The 16585-nt window shown below is 67.9% G+C and carries 17 protein-coding genes; 9 read left to right on the top strand and 8 right to left on the bottom strand.

The features are described from left to right. Nucleotides 1-3 precede the first annotated feature (3 nt). On the bottom strand, nucleotides 4-2496 hold the full coding sequence (locus ACLJPX_RS07995; protein WP_410599462.1) for an FtsX-like permease family protein: 2493 nt from the start codon (nucleotides 2494-2496) through the stop codon (nucleotides 4-6). Next, on the bottom strand, nucleotides 2493-3242 hold the full coding sequence (locus tag ACLJPX_RS07990; protein WP_101609089.1) for an ABC transporter ATP-binding protein: 750 nt from the start codon (nucleotides 3240-3242) through the stop codon (nucleotides 2493-2495). Before ACLJPX_RS07990 ends, ACLJPX_RS07995 begins: the two co-directional genes overlap by 4 nt. 258 nt (nucleotides 3243-3500) lie before the next feature. On the opposite strand from ACLJPX_RS07990, the gene ACLJPX_RS07985 reads away from it, so the two are divergent. Next, a complete protein-coding gene (locus tag ACLJPX_RS07985) occupies nucleotides 3501-3908 on the top strand; it encodes a neocarzinostatin apoprotein domain-containing protein (RefSeq protein ID WP_410599461.1) in 408 nt (135 codons plus the stop codon). 239 nt (nucleotides 3909-4147) lie between these two features. Further along, complete coding sequence (locus ACLJPX_RS07980; protein WP_410599460.1) at nucleotides 4148-5173, top strand: B12-binding domain-containing protein; 1026 nt, start codon at nucleotides 4148-4150, stop codon at nucleotides 5171-5173. 34 nt (nucleotides 5174-5207) lie between these two features. Here the strand turns inward: ACLJPX_RS07980 and ACLJPX_RS07975 are convergent, their stop codons facing one another. Genes ACLJPX_RS07975 through ACLJPX_RS07965 form a run of 3 tightly spaced genes read right to left on the bottom strand, consistent with a single transcriptional unit; the run spans nucleotide 5208 to nucleotide 7141 of the window. Continuing rightward, a complete protein-coding gene (locus ACLJPX_RS07975) occupies nucleotides 5208-6164 on the bottom strand; it encodes a DUF1152 domain-containing protein (protein WP_410599459.1) in 957 nt (318 codons plus the stop codon). 51 nt (nucleotides 6165-6215) lie between these two features. Beyond that, nucleotides 6216-6659, bottom strand: a complete 444-nt coding sequence (locus ACLJPX_RS07970) for a hypothetical protein (RefSeq protein WP_410599458.1) — start codon at nucleotides 6657-6659, stop codon at nucleotides 6216-6218. Further along, nucleotides 6632-7141, bottom strand: a complete 510-nt coding sequence (locus ACLJPX_RS07965; RefSeq protein ID WP_410599457.1) for a hypothetical protein — start codon at nucleotides 7139-7141, stop codon at nucleotides 6632-6634. Before ACLJPX_RS07965 ends, ACLJPX_RS07970 begins: the two co-directional genes overlap by 28 nt. Nucleotides 7142-7429: 288 nt before the next feature. Here ACLJPX_RS07965 and ACLJPX_RS07960 point away from each other — a divergent pair, with 288 nt between their 5' ends. The 4 genes from ACLJPX_RS07960 to ACLJPX_RS07945 all read left to right on the top strand — a co-directional run bounded on the left by ACLJPX_RS07960 (nucleotide 7430) and on the right by ACLJPX_RS07945 (nucleotide 10426). Then, on the top strand, nucleotides 7430-7846 hold the full coding sequence (locus tag ACLJPX_RS07960; protein WP_410599456.1) for a hypothetical protein: 417 nt from the start codon (nucleotides 7430-7432) through the stop codon (nucleotides 7844-7846). A gap of 461 nt (nucleotides 7847-8307) precedes the next feature. Next, on the top strand, nucleotides 8308-9195 hold the full coding sequence (locus ACLJPX_RS07955; RefSeq protein ID WP_410599455.1) for a hypothetical protein: 888 nt from the start codon (nucleotides 8308-8310) through the stop codon (nucleotides 9193-9195). Between the two features lie 12 nt (nucleotides 9196-9207). Continuing rightward, a complete protein-coding gene (locus tag ACLJPX_RS07950) occupies nucleotides 9208-9525 on the top strand; it encodes a hypothetical protein (protein ID WP_410599454.1) in 318 nt (105 codons plus the stop codon). Nucleotides 9526-9646: 121 nt separating this feature from the next. Continuing rightward, nucleotides 9647-10426 (top strand): endonuclease I family protein, encoded by a 780-nt coding sequence (locus tag ACLJPX_RS07945; RefSeq protein WP_410599453.1) that lies wholly within the window; start codon nucleotides 9647-9649, stop codon nucleotides 10424-10426. Between the two features lie 115 nt (nucleotides 10427-10541). Here the strand turns inward: ACLJPX_RS07945 and ACLJPX_RS07940 are convergent, their stop codons facing one another. Next, entirely contained in the window at nucleotides 10542-11759 is a 1218-nt protein-coding gene (locus ACLJPX_RS07940) for a cytochrome P450 (RefSeq protein ID WP_410599452.1), read from the bottom strand. A gap of 141 nt (nucleotides 11760-11900) precedes the next feature. Beyond that, entirely contained in the window at nucleotides 11901-12644 is a 744-nt protein-coding gene (locus tag ACLJPX_RS07935) for a TetR family transcriptional regulator (protein WP_410599451.1), read from the bottom strand. Between the two features lie 92 nt (nucleotides 12645-12736). On the opposite strand from ACLJPX_RS07935, the gene ACLJPX_RS07930 reads away from it, so the two are divergent. Beyond that, the gene (locus ACLJPX_RS07930; RefSeq protein WP_410599450.1) at nucleotides 12737-13207 is read left to right on the top strand and encodes a glycogen operon protein GlgX; all 471 of its coding nucleotides are present in this window, start codon (nucleotides 12737-12739) and stop codon (nucleotides 13205-13207) included. A gap of 55 nt (nucleotides 13208-13262) precedes the next feature. Here the strand turns inward: ACLJPX_RS07930 and ACLJPX_RS07925 are convergent, their stop codons facing one another. Then, nucleotides 13263-14504 carry a lipase family protein gene (locus ACLJPX_RS07925; RefSeq protein WP_410599449.1) on the bottom strand — a complete coding sequence of 414 codons (1242 nt, stop codon included), beginning with the start codon at nucleotides 14502-14504 and terminating at the stop codon, nucleotides 13263-13265. Between the two features lie 282 nt (nucleotides 14505-14786). On the opposite strand from ACLJPX_RS07925, the gene ACLJPX_RS07920 reads away from it, so the two are divergent. Together ACLJPX_RS07920 and ACLJPX_RS07915 are read left to right on the top strand one after the other, a co-directional pair. Beyond that, on the top strand, nucleotides 14787-15434 hold the full coding sequence (locus ACLJPX_RS07920) for a hypothetical protein (RefSeq protein ID WP_410599448.1): 648 nt from the start codon (nucleotides 14787-14789) through the stop codon (nucleotides 15432-15434). Next, nucleotides 15431-16579: a PrsW family intramembrane metalloprotease gene (locus ACLJPX_RS07915; protein ID WP_410599447.1), complete on the top strand. Its 1149-nt coding sequence runs from the start codon at nucleotides 15431-15433 to the stop codon at nucleotides 16577-16579. The genes ACLJPX_RS07920 and ACLJPX_RS07915 overlap by 4 nt, the downstream gene beginning before the upstream one ends. The last annotated feature ends 6 nt before the right edge of the window (nucleotides 16580-16585 follow it).

The raw sequence follows: 16585 nt of genomic DNA, 5'->3' as shown, positions 1-16585 counted from the left end.
AACTTAGCCGTTGAGAGCGGGCAGTGACCGGCGTTTGATCACCAAGCGGGCGGGGACCGCCCCGGCGACCAGACCGAGCAGACCGACCCCGGCGATCAAAGCCAGATACCGCACCGGTTCGGCGAACAGCCGCCACTGCCCGTCCTGCGCGACGCTGAACGTGCCCACCACCGCACCGCTGATCAAGCAGCCGAGCACGAGCGCGACGACGACGGTGATGAACGTTTCCCGGCCGAGCATCCGGTGCAGCTGGCGTGCCGTGGCGCCGGCCAGCCGCAGATCGGCGAACTCGCGGCGACGGGCGCCGGTGGCGATGGCGAAGGTGTTGACCACGGCGATCGCGGTGAAGCCGAGCGAGATGACCACCATCAGCTCCCAGGCGGCCTGCTGGTTCTGGACGTCCGCCGTGCCCGCCTTCGGGTCCGCGGCGCCGGTCGCCGCGAGCGTCGGCCACCGCTCGCCGACCTTTTCGGCCAGGTCCGCCGGGCCCCGCAGGTACAAGGCGCCGACGAGACCGCGGGGGTCGTGGGCGGCCACGAGTCCGGCGGGCAGGACGAGGTCACCGAAGCCGCGCCAGTTCGCGTAGACACCGACCACGGTCAGGTCGGCCCGGGTGCCGTCGGCCAGCCAGAACACCGGCCGGTCGCCCATCTTCCAGCCACGGGCCTCGGCGAGCGGGCCGCTCACCGCGACCGTCCCGTCCTGCAGCGGCAGTTCGCCCGCGGTGACACCGAGATCCAGTGCCTGCTCGCCGGTGGTCCGCAGGCCCTGGGCCGCGTAGTCCTCCGGTTTGCCGCCCTCGTCGACGACCACACGGGTGCCGACGGTCGCCGCGGAACCCGTCACCTCGGACAGCGAGGCGACCTCGGCCGCGGTCGTCAGCGGCAGGCCCGGCGCGTTGGTGGCGGCTACCCGCACGGTCGCCGTCGCGGTCCGCGCGGCCTGCTGATCGGCGGTGACCTTGGTCAGGATGTCGCCGTTGAGCAGCATCGTGGCGTTGATCGCGAACATCAGGGTCAGCGGGATGGCGACCCCGACGACCCGGCGGCTCTCGGCGCGGGTCATCGCGCCGGCGAGACGGCCGAGCACCCCGGTGACGGCGCCCAGCCGGGACACCACGGCGGTCAGCGCGCCGACCGCGATCGGCCCGAGCGCGGCGACCGCGCAGAGCAGCAGCGAACACGAGACGAAGCCCATGCCCATGCCGAACTGGCCGCCGAGCGGGACCAGGGTCAGCACCGCGGCCGCGCCACCGGCCAGTACGACCGCGGCCACCACCCGCGGCACCCAGCCGACGTGGCCCGCGGTGACCGTTTCCCGGAGTGCCTGGGTCGGCGCGATCCGCGTCGCCCGGCGGGCCGCGATGCCGGTGGCGGACACCGTCACCAGCAGACCTGCCAGTACCGAGGCGATCAGCACCGGCACATTCAGCGACACGGTGAACTGCGGCGGTACCGCGCCGAGCTCCCGGAACCGGGCGGCCACCAGTTCCGCCACCACGATCCCGGTCGGCAGTGCGGGAACGGCCGCGACCAGGGTCACGAGCGTGATCTCCAGGCGCAGCATGCCGCGCAGCTGCCTCGGGGTGGCACCGGCCGTGCGCAGCATCGCCAGTTCGCGCAGCCGTTGCCGGACCGCGAGCGACACCGTTCCGGTGAGCACGAACACCGCCGCGAACCCGGTGATACCGAGGACGAAACCGAAGATCGAGATGGCGCCGATGTAGTCGGGCACCGCGCCGGGGAGATCGGCGGTCACCTTGTCCGCTCCGGTGTGGACGGTCGCCGTGTCACCGAGCCGGTCCCGCAGGGCGGTGAGGCCTGCCTCCGAACCGCGGACCGCGACCGCGGTGGGCCCGGTCAACCCGGACACCTCGGCGACCTGGGAATCCGCGACGAACACCGCCGCCTGGCCCGGAACGTCGCCGCCGACCACACCGCTGACCCGAAGCTCGCGGACCCCGGAGCGGCTGGTCACTCGCACCGTTTGCCCGACGCGGACACCGAACCCGCCCTGGATCACGACTTCGCCGGGTCGCGGCGCGGCGCCGTCGCTCAGCGGATACGGGGTCACTTCGGCGGACGCCCAGCCGTGCGCCACGGTGGCGGCGTCCGGTGCGCGGAGCGGTGCGCCACCGAAGTCGAGCGCGACCGGGAACGCGTAGTCCGCGATCGCCGCGGTCACACCGGGAGTGCCGGCGACCGTTTCGACGACGGCGGACGGCAGCGGTTCCGCGCCGGTGAGCCGCTCGTCCTTCGTCTTGACCTTGACCTTGTCGCCCTTGTCCTCCTCGGTGGTCAGAGTGATCGAGCGGTGCCCGGCGACCACGGCGTCGGCACCCCCGAAGCGATCGGAGCCCGGGCCCGCGGTCAGGACCGACCACAGCAGCAGGCCGCTGCCCGCGATCAGGGCGACCGCGAGGAAGGCGGTCAGGAGAGTGCCGACGAAGGAGCCGAGGCGATGCTTGACGCTCGCCACCGCCAGTTTCACGATCATTTGGTCAGCTCCATCATCCGTGCCGAAACCTGCTCCGCCGTGGGAGCGGGCAACTCGCCCGCGACCCGTCCGTCGGCGAGGAACACCACCCGGTCCGCCCAGGCCGCCGCCGCCGGATCGTGGGTGACCATCACGATCGTCGCGCCGAATTCGTCGACGAACCGGCGCAACAGGGCCAGCACCTCGCGACCGGTGGCGAGGTCGAGCGCGCCGGTCGGCTCGTCACCGAAGATGACCCCGGGGCGGGAGGCCAGCGCGCGGGCGAGGGCGACCCGCTGCTGCTGCCCACCGGACAGCTGACCCGGCCGCGCCTTTTCCCGGCCGGCGAGCCCCACGCGCGCCAACAGCTCCTTCGCCCACTCGCGGTCCGGGCGCTTGCCTGCCAGCTGCTGCGGCAGCAACACGTTGTCCCACACCGACAACGAGTCGACGAGGTTGAACGACTGGAACACGAACCCGACGTGCGCCCGCCGCACCGCTGTCAGCTTCGGCTCGCGGAGCCCGGCGATGTCCTGCCCCGCGAGCACGACCCGGCCGCTCGACGGCCTGTCCAGCCCGGCGGCGCAGTGCAGCAGTGTCGACTTGCCCGAGCCCGACGGCCCCATCACCGCGGTGAACGAGCCTCGCCCGAACCCGACGGTGACACCGTCGAGCGCCCGCACCCCGCCAGGGTGCACCTTCGTGACGTCGGCGAGCTCGACGACATCCCGCGGCGGTGCGTCCTTCGAATCCTGTACCAGAACCATGGTGAGGAGTCTGATCGAGCGCGGGGCGCGAACCCACCGAGGAGACAATGATCTCCGAGGTAGGGCTAGCCCTACCTACGGGCGCGGGCGGCACCGCTGCGGCGGCTCAGGACCGAGGAACGTGACAAGATCTCGGTGGCGGTCAAGAAGGAATATGACAAGGAAAGGGCCGCCCGAATTCCTCTCACTGTCGGCGGTTGACGCCCTTCCGGCGCCGACGGCAGACTTATTCCGGTAAGTTTCCGTGGAGGGGGATCAATGAAATCATCGAGTCCTGCCGTCAAGGGTGCGCTCGTCGCCCTGATCGCCGTGCTGGGCCTCGGTAGTACTTTCTTTGCCGCAGTGGCAGGGGAATCGGACTGGACGCTGACCGTTTCGCCGTCGACGAATCTCGCCGCGGAGCAAATCGTCAGTGTCGGCATCAGTGGCTTCACGCCGAATCGGCAGACGATGCTGCTCGAATGCACGATAGAGGGAGACTGCTACACCATCGGATACCCGATTTCGGATGCGAACGGTGGTATATCGACCACGGCCACGGTCTTCCGGTATCTGTCCTGGGACGAGCTGAACTACGATTGCAAGGCTCCGGGCGGAGGATGCGAGGTCATCGCCGCCGATCTTGACACGGGCGAGCTGAAGAAGGTGCCACTTACCTTCCTCTAGGGCGTTCAGGGGGCTTGCTTCAGGTAGGACCGGACCTCGGCGGAGCCTGGCGAGGTGACCGATCGCGTCGTCGTGACGGCCGATCTCGTGGCAGATGTCCCCGAGGGCGTTCCGCAAGGGTCGCTGAACCGGCGTACTCCGGTAACGGCGAGTGCCGGTTCAGCGACTCCGAGTCTGACGGGTTTCCGCACCGGCACTATCCCGAGGAGGGGTCGTCGAAATGCCCTCCCGGTCACCACATGGCTGATGACGCGACGCGAAAGCCGAGAGACGCGCTGCTGCGGGCAGCGGTGTCAGGGGACGAGACGGCCGCCAGACAGGCCGCGCTGGCGGGCCTGGACGCGGGACTGGGAGCCGAGACCGTCCTGCTGGAGATCATCGGCGGGGCACAGCGCCGGATAGGCGAACAGTGGGCCACGAACCGGCTCACGGTCGCCCAGGAGCACGCCGCCACGGCGATCAACGAGCGGGTCATCGTCAGCCTCGGCACCGCCGTCGGCCGTCCCCGGCCACATCTGCCTCGCGTCGTGGTGGCGTGTGTGGATGGGGAATGGCACGTACTGGCGGCCCGCTTGCTGGCCGAAGTGCTGATATTGCGTGGTTTCCAGGTCGACTTCCTCGGCGGGCAAGTGCCCCCGCCGCATTTGATCGCGCACGTGAGGAGCACCAAGCCGCAGATGGTGGCGCTGTCCGGTTCCCTGGCGCCTCGTCTGCCGATAGCGCATACGACCGTTTGTGCCTGCCACGGCGCCGGAACGGCCGTCGTGATCGGCGGCAGCGCCTTCGGCCCGGACGGGCGTTACGCGTCGATGCTCGGCGCGGACCTGTGGGCGCCGGGCCCGCGCGAGGCCGCGGTCGAGCTGGCGCGGGCACTTCCGGTGAGTCCCCGTGACACCCATCGTCCGATCGAGGATCTGCCCCATTTGGCGGACCAGGAGTACACGCTCGTGACGCGGCTTCGCCCGCGGCTGGTGCGCGCCATGCGAACCGTGCTCGACGTCTTCCCCCGCGACCACGATGACCGCGGCTGGTTTCGCGACAGCTTGACGCAGATCGTCGACTTCCTCGGCGCGGCGGTCTATGTCGGCGAATCCCGGCCGTTCGCCGAACATCTCGAATGGCTCGAAGGGTTTCTGGCGGCACGGGGGATCACCGACGGGTTTCTGAGCCCGGTGCTCGACACCTTGGCCGAGGAACTACGGGACTTTCCCCGCACTGTTCGTATCCTGTCGGAGGTACGTCGTGAGGTACCCGGCCGGGACTAGTGGCTCCTCAGCCGCTTTTCCCTTTACGAGCCGATCAGTGCGGAAAGGCCTGCCCCGGCCGCAGGAGCACGGTGTCGCGGTGGTCCGTGATCGCCCGCGCCACGTCGAGCATGGTTTCGGTGTCCCGCAGCCTGTCGAGGTAGCCCACGGACGCGGCGAGCATCCTCAGGTCGACGGTGAAATACATGCCCATCAGCGGGTTCACGAACAGCTCGCTGCCCGCCGTGCGCGAAGTGAACGCCACGTTCCCGAACTCTCCTCGCAGCGCCGCCGCGATCTGCCCGTTCACGATGCTCGGCCGGATCGGGGTGGCCGCTTGCGCGTGCGCGACGGCATCCCGGTAGGCCTGCGCTTCCGGTGACGCGGAAGGGATCGACAGCGCTCCCAGGTAGCCACCGGCCCGGTCGAGCGCGGCCAGGTTCTCCAGCACGTGGGAGTGACACACGCCGTGATAAGCGTCGATCCCGAACCCCAGACACGCCACGAGCCTGTCGACGTCCTCGATCGCGGAGACGGCGGCAAGGCTGGTCATGTCCTCTTCGGGCGTCCCGAGCCCGGACTCGTCGCCGCGCATGAGGATGTCCGTGCCGCCGTCCACCAGCACGATCGCGTCCACGCCCAGATGCCGCACGAGCGCGCGATAGGCCGCCCGCAGCCGCCGGACGCCGATGCGGGGGAACGCGTGCACCGTCGATGGCAGGCCCTGATCGCGTAGCCACCGGGCGAGCGTGCGTTCGGGGAAGTAGTCGTCGCTGCCCACGCTGTCGGCCCCGACAGCCGCGACATCCGGTGCCACCCAGTCGTCCAGATCGAGTCGCTCGAGCTCGCTGAACGACAGGTTCGCCAGGTGGACCCGCTTGCCTTGGGCGCGCAACGCGAAGGCCAGCGGCAGAGCCGCGTAGACGTCGAATCCGCCACCTGCCCCGGCCAGAAGGACATTCGACGCTGATTTCAACCGGGCGAACAACGGCGGCTCCGTCAAAGAGAACACCTCACCATCGTAGAGAGCACCGTCGTCCGCGACCGTCGCCGGCAGTAGCTTTCAGTGAGTGCTCGTAGACGAGGGGCCTGGAACGCTGTGCTCGCTTCGCTGCAGACCTTCACCAGCGTGAACTCGTGTGGCAGGTGGTTTCGTGCCCCAGCGGGTCTTGCCACCGGGTTTGAAGACGGACAGATAGGTCGCCGTCCACAACACGGCCGCGAAGACGATCATGCAGATCATCAGCGTCAGTCCGGTTCCACCGGGTTGGGCGGCCGGGTCGGCGGTCCGTTCGGCGAGTTCCCGTACCCACTGGCTTTCCACGATCGCGACCGCCGGAATGCACAACGCGATCACGAGTTTGAGCAGGACCCACCAGTGCTTCACCAGGCCCCATTTGCCGCCCAGCGAGACCACCAGGCCGGTGAGAATGGACAGCATCATCGTAGGAATGACGATGAACAGATCGAAGACGTGCATCAATTCGTAGGAGGAATGCCGCAACATGGCGCTTTCCGTGGTGTAGCCACGGTGCTGAGTACCACCATGGCCACCGCGATACCGAGCCAGCTCACCGACAGCCCGACATGCAGCATCACCCACAGTTTCCGTTTGCCAGGGGACAGTCTCGGGAAAGTCGGCCGCAAGAAGCCGAGAATCACCGCGGAGAAAGCCATGCCGGCGAGTGGGAGCGGCCCGGGGAAGCTGAACAGGAACTGCACCGGGATGAACACCAGATGGAAGACGATGGCCGTCCGGCGGGCTCGCGAAGTCCCGGAGCACAGCGCGCAACAAGCCGAAATCGCAGCGGCGAGAAGATAGCCCGCGAAGCCCAGGCTCTGGATGAGCGGGAGGACGGCGTTCTCGCCGGGGATGATCACCAGGGCGGTGAGGACCGAGAACGCGGCGAACGCCCACTGCGTCCGCGTCAGCCGGGCGGCCGCTGTCCGTACCTGGACATCGGCACCCGTTCTGTTCGAGGGATTCATGCTGGTCACCTCTCCTGCTTTCGGTGCAGGCGCAGGTCATTACGTGGTCCCTCTCGCCTGTGGGTCCGAACCTAGGAGAAGGCCGGTGCCGTCCGCGTCGCACGAAGTGATCCCACCGGTAGGCCGGAAGTCGCGTCATTACCGCCACCGGCTACATCGATCGACTGATCCGGTACGTCCGGATCACGTACTCCGGCTTCACTCGATCATTCCCTCTAGACTCGGAGGATGATCTCGCTGAGTTCCGCCCAGCGGTGGTGTGGGTGGAAACCATCGGGGCGCCGTCACATGATCATCGATTCGGCGGTGGCGCTGGCGTGCGTGATCGGCACTTTCCTCTGGTCGGGGCCACAGCAGTTCGCCCCCGACTTCGGCTTTCCTCTCCTCGGCGGTGACAACCGGCTGATCGCCTCGATCCCGCTCGCCCTGCTGACGGGCGCCGCCGCGATGGTGCGCAGGCGCAAGCCGATTTTCCTGGTGGTCGCGAGCCTCATCAGCTGGACTATGCTTTCGGCGATCGTCGGTGTGGTCTTCGGCCTGTACGCGCTGGCGGCTTTCGAGAAGTCGCGACGGTTGATGGCCGTCACCGCCGCGATCGCGCTGGTGATCGTCGGATTCCCCTTCTGGCGCCTCGGCGATTCTCGCGCACCGTGCCGGTCTGGTCAGCTGACGCCGGGTGTAGTCCACTGTGGACAGTTGTGCTGATCCCTGCCGTTCGCGAGATCAGCGGGAGTGTCGAAGCTGGTTGACGACGATTCTCCTGCGTACTTGCCGGGATGTTCGCAATCCGCGCCCGCGCGAGATGGTGGGTGAGACCTTTCCCGAGAATCGGCTTTCCGATCAAGCGGTGTCGTCCGAAGAGCCCATCGGCGACAGTGAAGTGGTGAAGAGCTGATGCCCTACGGCCTGCGCGGCCCCGGCGCGGTGGTGGCGGGCCGCGTGCCACGGTCCGCGTGACGGGGGATCCCTGCGACCCGGGTGAGTCGCGGATCAGCGAGGATTGTCCCTTTCCCGCACGGTCGTCTTGGCTCAATTACGCAAGATCGATTGACAAACTCTCCGGGGACGCCCGATATCACGGCCCATGAGATTGCCGAGTGGGCAAGCGATGTGTCAACATCGTCGATGTGACGGTCGGTGACGCCGGAATGGCTACTTTCGTCTTCTTGAAGGAACGAATCCACGGGATGCTGGCATCCACTGGCTGCAGCTTCGACGTCTATCCGCACGGGTCTTCGGTGAAGGGGACCCGAATCGACCCGCGCGGCGACGTCGACGTGGTGGTCGAACTGTGCCATCCGATCGTGCCCACTTGGCGGGACGGCTCCGAAGCGGCCCCGGGCACGAGCTACGGCAAACGGGTGCAGGGGCGGGCACCCACCCCGGAATTCCTGTGGTTCAAGGAAACCATCGCGCAAGCGCTGAGCTACGACTTCGAGACGATGTCGCCGGGACTGGGATCGGTGGTCGCGTGGGGCAAGGTCCAGAAGGTGCTCAAGGTGACACCGGTCTTTCCCGGCCACGTCAACGCCGATCTGCTGATCTGCCAGCGGTTCCTGGAAGCACCGCCCGTTTCCGGGAAAACCGCGGACGAGGGTGTCATTTTCTGGGATGGATACGGTGAACCGCAGGTCAGTCATCCGAAGAAGTACATCGCGAAGGTCAAGGAAAAAGACAAGCGAACGAGCGGAATGTACACGCAACTCGTGCGGCATCTGAAAAGTAACCATGCCGATCTCAAATATCGCGGCCCCGGAAACCGGCGCTCGCCCGGCCCGTCCCGTCAGGTCGCCACGGACTCGTCGCTGGGAGTTTCCTCGGCGACGCTGGAGATGCTGGCGTACGGGGTCCCCAACGATCACTACACTCCCCGGAACCTGAACTCGACGCGGAAAAAGGTGAGGACCTATCTTCGTGGGGTCGCCGAGAACGAACGCTCGCGTCGGTCGTTCGTGCCCTGGGATCTCGTCAACGACACCACATACCAGCACTGGATCGAGTTCATGCACGGAGAGTTCAGGGCGATGCTGTCGAACGACAGGATGTGGGCCTGAGGAACAGGTGACATGGGTCGGGTCGACGAGTTCCGGCGGCGAGCGAGCGACAAGCCGTGCCCCTGGTGCGAACGGGCGGAGGGCTTCGACAAGCCGTCCCTTCAAGAGCGGATCAAGATCGAAGGCCGGGATGCCGCCAGTGGCGCCGTGACCGGGCTGACGACCTCGGGGCTGGGGTCATTCCTGCGCCATCTCGCCAAGCCGAAGGGAGTTGACGCTGTCTGCGCTCGCTGTCGGGCGGCTGTCAAGATCTGCCCGAGATGCGATTCGCCCAATCGTCCCGGCGGGATGATCGAAGAGTGCACGGCCTGCGGCAATACCTTCGTGTAGCCGAGGCGACGGGGGCCTATTGACAAGTATGACAGTATTTTTCCAACTAGCTGACTAGTGCGTTGTCCGGTGTTGCCGGCGAACGGCGATCCGGGTGGCGCCTCTGGGGAGAGGACTGTTCATGCAGCCGGCCCGCCGTATCGCCCAAGTAGTCGCGCTCACCGTCGCGGTGGGGATCACCTTGGCGGCGCCGGTCTCGGCGAGACCGCTCGCGGCAGGCGACGACTACTACCAGGACGCGGTGGGCAAGACCGGTGCCGAACTCAAGTCGGCGTTGCACAAGATCATCAGTACCAACACCAAGCTGACCTACGAGCAGGTGTGGGACGGGATCAAGGCCACCGACGAAGATCCCGCCAACGCGGCGAACGTCGTGCTGCTCTACAGCGGCCGCTCGCAAGCGAAGACCGCCAACGGCGGCGGTGTCGACCAGTGGAACCGGGAACATGTCTGGGCGAAGTCGCACGGCGACTTCGGCACCGCGACCGGGCCCGGTACCGACCTGCACCATCTGCGTGCCGAGGACGTGTCGGTCAACAGCACCCGGGGGAACAAGGACTTCGACGCCGGTGGTTCCCCGGTCGACGAAGCGCCCGGCAGTCTGACCGACGACGATTCGTTCGAGCCGCGGGACGCGGCGAAGGGCGACGTGGCCCGCATGATCCTGTACATGGCCGTTCGCTACGACGGCACCGACGGCTTTGCCGATCTGGAGCCCAACGATGCCGTCGACAACGGCTCCAAGCCCAACATCGGCCGTCTCTCGGTGCTGTTGAAGTGGAACAGCCAGGATCCGCCCGACGCCGGCGAGCAGCGCCGCAACCAGGTCATCTACGACCAGTTCCAGCACAACCGCAATCCCTTCATCGACCATCCCGAATGGGCCGACTCCATCTATTGAGGGGTAAGGCAAAGGGCGATGGGATGAGGGTGCCCTTCGCCGTGTCCGATGCTGGGCTGACCACCGAGGCAGGCGGCGCCGTCCGGGAAACGACGCCGCCCATGGCCCTTCCGGATCACCAGGTGACGGGTAGCTCCCGCACCGTGTAGAAGATCGCGTTCTCGTCGAAGGCCAGTTCCTCCAGAGGTGCCGCCAGTTTCAGAGTCGGTATGCGTCGATAGAGCGTGCTGTAGACGACCTGAAGCTCTGCCCGGGCCAGCGGGGCGCCGAGGCACAAGTGCTTGCCGTGGCCGAAAGCGAGATGGTGGCGGGACTCGCGCCCGATGTCGAGCCCGTCGGGATCCGGGAAGGCCGAGCGGTCCCGGTTGGCCGTGCTCTTCACGGCGATGATGCCTTCGCCGGCGCGGATGAGTCGGCCGCCGATCTCCAGATCCTCCCGCGCGACACGGCGGGCTTCGGTGTGGGTGATGGACAAATAGCGCAGGAGTTCTTCCACGGCGCCGGCCACCGCCGCGGGATCGTCGCCGTCCCGGAGCTCTCGGAGTTGATCCGGGTGGGTCAGGAGCGCGATCGTGCCCAAGGCGATCATGCTCGCGGTGGTGTCGTGTCCGGCCACGAGGAGAAGCTGGCCCAGCGTGGCGATCTCGCGGGGAGTCATCGCGCCGGTCCGGAACTGTTCGACGGTCAGTGTGCTGAGCAAGTCTTCGCCAGGCTCAGCGTTCTTCGCGGCCACCAGGTCTTCCAGGTAGGTGTTCAGTCGTTCGCTGGCGGCCATGGCCTGTCCGGGATCGGTTTCGTCCATCACGAGTGTGCGGGCGACGCCTTGGAAGAAGTCGCGGTCGGCGTAGGGCACGCCGAGCAGTTCGCAGATCACCTGTGAGGGGACCGGCAACGCGAAGGCCTCGACCAGATCCACCGGCCCGGGGGAGGCGAGCATCGCGTCGATGAGGTCGTCGACGATCCGCTGGATCCGGGGCCGCAAGGCCGCCATCTTCTTGATCGTGAACTCCGGCGTCAGCAGCCGCCGCTGGGCGGTGTGTTCCGGCGCGTCCATCTGCATCAACGTCTTCATCCGCGTGTCACGCGCCTTGCTCACCGCGTTGGTGTGCGGAAAGGCGGGCCGCGTGGCGTCGACGCTGACCCGTGGGTCGGCCAGCACCGCTCGCACGTCCGCGTGCCGCGTGATCAGCCAGGGCGTACTGCCGTCCCACAACCTCACCCGCGACACCGGCTCGAGTTCGGCCCGCCGGGTCAGTTCCGGTGCCGGGTCGAGCGGGCAGCCGTCCGCCCGAGTCATCGGAAACGACTGTGCCGCGCCCTTTTCGCCGGTCATGGAGCCTCCTTGTGTCGATCACTGATGCGCCTGCAGCATGCCGGTGGCGGGCACCCCGGTAATCGGACAAATCGGATGTTAGCTGGCTCACATTCAGGGGCGCCGCGTGAATGACACTGAGTGTCAGTGCGGGCCGGGTGCCTACTGTTCGCCGTCGCGGTTCAGCGCCGCGGTGACCTGGGCGATGACCTCGGACATGGGCGCCGCCGAACTCAGCACGGCGACCACGGTGGTCTCCTGGCCGGACGCGGCGGGCCCGCCGGTGCGGAACGCGTCGGTGACCAGTGTGAACGCCTCGTCCGCGCCGGCCGCGATGTCGTCCTTGCCACCGCTGCGCAGCCAACGGCGCAGCACGTGGTTGTTGGCGGCCGCGATCGCCGCGGCGACGACCGCCGCGCGCAGGGCGGCCATCGGGTCGCCCTGCTCCTCGAACCGGCCCTGGAGATAGCGGGCGAGTACGCGCTGATAGCGGTCGACGGTCGCGACCTCCTTGTCCCGCAACGAAGGCACGGTGCGGGTCAAGGTGAAACGCTTGAGGGAACCGTCGATGTCGGCGGCGTAGGAGTCGAGTACCAGCCGCACCGCGTCGCAGCCCACCTCCACCGGCTCGCACGCCGGGTCCGCGGTGGCGAAGACCTCTTCCATCTCCGCCACGATCTCGTCGTGATTGGCGAAGAGCACGTCGTCCTTCGCGTCGAAGTACCGGAAGAACGTGCGGCGGCCGACTCCCGCGGCGGCGGCGATCTCGTCCACCGTGGTGGCTTCGTATCCCTGCGTCACGAACAGGTCCACCGCCGCGGTGGCGAGCGAACGGCGCAGCTGACGCCGGCCGGCGGGGGTCGTCCCGACCCGGGTGGCTGGTGCGCGTCGTGACGGATCCGTCATGGCGGGGACGGTAGCAGTTCTGCTTGCTAATGACACTGAGTGCCGTTACGGTGAGAGGCACTCCACACCCCGCCCAGTGGAAGGCGTCACCGATGACCCTCGACCAGCAGATCCAGCCAAGCGAGTCTTCCGCGCTGCGGGAATCGGCGGCCGAGGACTTCGAGGCCTACTACGGCAGGCTCTTCGGCTGGTCGGTCAAACGGCAGGGGTCCCGGCCGTTTCTGGTACTGGAGAACGGGATCTGCGCGGTGACGATCCCCAGGCTCAGCGCCGGACCGGTCCTCGACGGCCTCGCCGCGACAGGCTGCGAGGGGCCCGCGTTCGTCATCCCGTCGCGACTCGGGCCGCGTGTGGCCATGCTGGCCGAGACGGACGGCCTCGTGCCTCCGCGCGCCGCTCTGCCCAAGGACGTCGAGGTGATCGCCGGGGGCGCGCTTCTCCCGCTGCCGATCGGTGCCCGGCGCCCGGACGTCGCGCTGGAATGGCTCATCGCCCCCGATCCCCGGCAACGGTGGCTTCCCAGCCTGGGCGCGGTCCTCGCCGGTATCCACGCGAGGTTCTGAGAGGGCTTTCCCGGTATCGCCCGGGAAAGCCCTCCGCGTCGAAGTGTTCGACTGATCAGAACCGGCCGCAGTTGCCGGTGCCCGCCTGACCGCTGAACACGGCCCGCAGCCAGGCGGTGGCGTCAGTGGCCGCGGTCGGCATGCCCAGCGCGTGGGAGAAGAACGGTGCGAGGGAGACCAGTTCCTTCCACTGGACGTTGGCGCCCTTGCCGCACCAGTCCTTGGCCATCTGCTTGCCCACCGCCGCGGGGATCACGTCGTCCGTCGGGCTGTGCTGGACCATGGTCGGCATGGCGGGTTTGAGGTTCCCGATCCGGTTCTCGGCGATGATCGCGTCGAACGGCGGCTGTGTCAGGTACGACGAAACCGGCTGACCGTTCTTGGTCAGCGAACTCGTCTGCTTGAACATGAACTTGAAAACGGCGTCGAGCGTGCAGGTCTGCCGTGCTTGCAGGAACAGTTCGGCACCGGCCGGATTGGCCAGGCCGACCAAGTTGGCCTCAGGGTAGGCCTGATTGATCCCGATCAGCGCGTAACCCAGGAATCCCAGGTAAATTCCGCCGTCCAGCGATTTGGCCAGTGCCGCCTTGTCGGCGGGCGGTGCGCCGGAATAGACGCCTTTGACGTTCAGTTCGGGCGCGTAGCTGGAGGCCAGTTCCGCGGCTGCCGCGGCGGCACTGCCGCCCTCGGAGTACCCGGCGATGCCCACCGGGCCGTTCCCGGGAAGGCCGGTCCCGGGCAACCGCTGAGCCGCGCGGACCACGTCGAGCACGGTGTGCGCCTCGGAAAGCCGGTTCACGTAGGGATGGTCGCCACTGCCCTCGACCCACGGTCCGAGGTAGTCGGTCTGCGCGACGGCGAACCCGGCGCCCAGCAGCGCGTCGACGAAACCGTTCTGGAATCCGGAAACCAGGTCCCGGGAACCCTCGCCCGCCAAGGTCTTCGAGGGAGCGCACTGCGCGCCCATGCCGAAGGTGAACGGCGCGTAGGCCACGATCGGCCGCTCGCCCGGACCGCTCCACGCGGCCGACGGCACCAAGACGGTTCCGCTGACGGCCACCTGCTTGTCCTTGTTGTCCCGGGAAAGGTATTGGATGCGGGTGGCTTTGGCGCCGTTGTAGGTCGAGGGCTGCGACTTGACCACGTCGCCGTTCTGGCCCGCGGGCAGCGGTGACGAAACGGTGTACACCGAGGTCGCGTCGGCGCTGGCCGGCGAGGTGCTCACCGTCAGGAGGGCGGTCGCGATCAGCGTCGCGGTCATGGTGACGGTCATGCCACGGCGAAGGGAAATGGGCATACGGGAACTCCACATCGAGTCGGAACGTGAGGTCGGCTGACCAGGTGCCTGACTGCGATGGCCTGTCGCAGAAAGCGCGGAGATCGTGTCCTGCGCCTTGTGAAGAATGGAAACGGCTCGGTCGCACACTGTCAACGGACGACGACCGAACAGTCTCCGGGCTATCAACGGGTGGCGACCGGCCGCGCCGGTTTCTGTCAGGCGGGTGACAGGCGTCGACGCCGCCACCCGCGTCCGCCGAAAAGATGCGGATCCGGCACGACGCTGTTTAGAGTTTTCGCGGTGACCTCGAATTCGGGCGTGAAGGCAGCACCTCCAGGGTGGGTTCCGGTCGAGCACCGTTTCCTCGGTCTCGACAAACGGACGTTCGGACCGGCTCTGATCACCCTTTCGGTGGCCTTGGTGCTCATCTACGGGTTACCGGCGGTCAACGCGGTCATCCCGTGGCGCAACGAGATCCGGGCCGGTGAGGTGCTGGATCTCGGCGATGGCGCGACGGCGGTCCCGCCGGTGGGCTGGCAGCTCGAGAACGGCACGCTCGCCGGTACCGGCGCCGCGAGGCCGGAGTCGCTGCAGGCCCTGCTCGCCACGGGTGGCGCGACCATCGACCTGCGCGGCGCGTCGTACTCCGGATCCGCTGAGGCGTTCCTCGAGCAGGTCGAGCGGTCGAGGGGCGCCGGCCCGGCCGGAGTCGACGGGACACAGGGCACGGTGACGACCACCGCCGGGCTGGTCGGCATCGTGCGGACCACCACCGGCCCCGCGGGTGACGGGCTCGACGTGGCGTTCAAGATGGCGGGCTCCGGTCAGGCGGCCGAGGCGGCACCCGCCTTGCTGATCACGGTCCGCACCGCGCCGGGCCAGTTCGAGCGCTATCGGGACGTGGTGGCGGGATTCCTGCGCAGCGTCGCGCCGGGGGCGAGCCGATGACCGCGCCGTCGGAGGGCAAGGCGGCGCAACTGGCCGCGATCGAGCAGTCGGGCTGGGGACAGCCGTTCCGGTTCGTCCAGCCGCACAACCTGGCGTTCTGGGTGTATCTCCTCGGGATCGGCGGCGGCACGCTCTCGATGGTGCGGTACTTCGGCGCCGACGGTGGTTTCTACACCCCGGCGCTGGCCGGTGGCGTGCTGTTGTTCGGGCTCTACCTGGTGCCGTGGTTGCTGCTGCTGCGCCACCACAATCGCTACACCGCCCAACCGGCCGGACTGCTGGCGGCGGGGTTCGCGTGGGGTGGCATCGCCGCGGCGTTCTGGATCGCGCTCCCGGCGAACACCGCACTGCTGGAGATCTGGACGAAGCTCGGCGGCACGGCCTTCGCGGCCGACTGGGCCGCCGGTCTCACCGCGCCGGTCAACGAGGAATGGGGCAAGGCACTCGGCCTGGTGCTGCTGATCGGGCTCGCGCCGAGGCTGGTCCGCAGCGCCTACGACGGTTTCATCATCGGCGCGTTCATCGGTCTGGGCTTCCAGGTCTTCGAGGACGTGCTCTACGTGTACAACGGTGCCGTCCAAAGCTTCGGTGTCGATCAGGTCGGCACCTCGCTGCAGATGTTCCTGATCCGGGGCGCGGCCGGAATCGTGTCGCACGCTCTCTTCAGCGCCGTCTTCTGCACCGGCCTGATGTGGGTCCTCGGGCGGACCCGGAGCGAGCGCAACGTGGTCCTCGGTGTGTCGACCATGCTGACGGCGATGGTGTTCCACTTCGCCTGGGACGACATGACCGGCATCAGTGGTGGCGGCTCCCTGGCCGCCGTCCTGCCCTTCGCGATCGCGGCCGTCGAGCTCACCGTGTTGTTCGCCGTCCTGCGCCGTGCCGCGCGGCAAGAACGAGCCTGGATCCGCCAGCTGCTCGGTCCGGAGGTGGAAACGAGCGTGCTGGATCCCGCCTTGCTGGACGCGGTCAGCGGCCTGCGCAAAGACCGCAAGGCCTATCGCAAGCGTTTGCACTCGCGGCGGAAGGCCCGCCACTCGATCGAAGGCGCGGGAGATCTCGCCCGTGAGATCGCCCGCGCGGGCGGACGGGAAACCGAACGAGTGGACCACGCCAGGAGCGAACTCCGCCGGCTCCGGGCGTGATCCGAT

It is taken from the genome of Amycolatopsis sp. lyj-90 (assembly GCF_046549035.1).
Lineage (GTDB): Bacteria > Actinomycetota > Actinomycetes > Mycobacteriales > Pseudonocardiaceae > Amycolatopsis.
The sequence above is the reverse complement of the archived record's forward strand: the minus strand, read 5'-3'. Positions and strand labels throughout refer to the sequence as shown.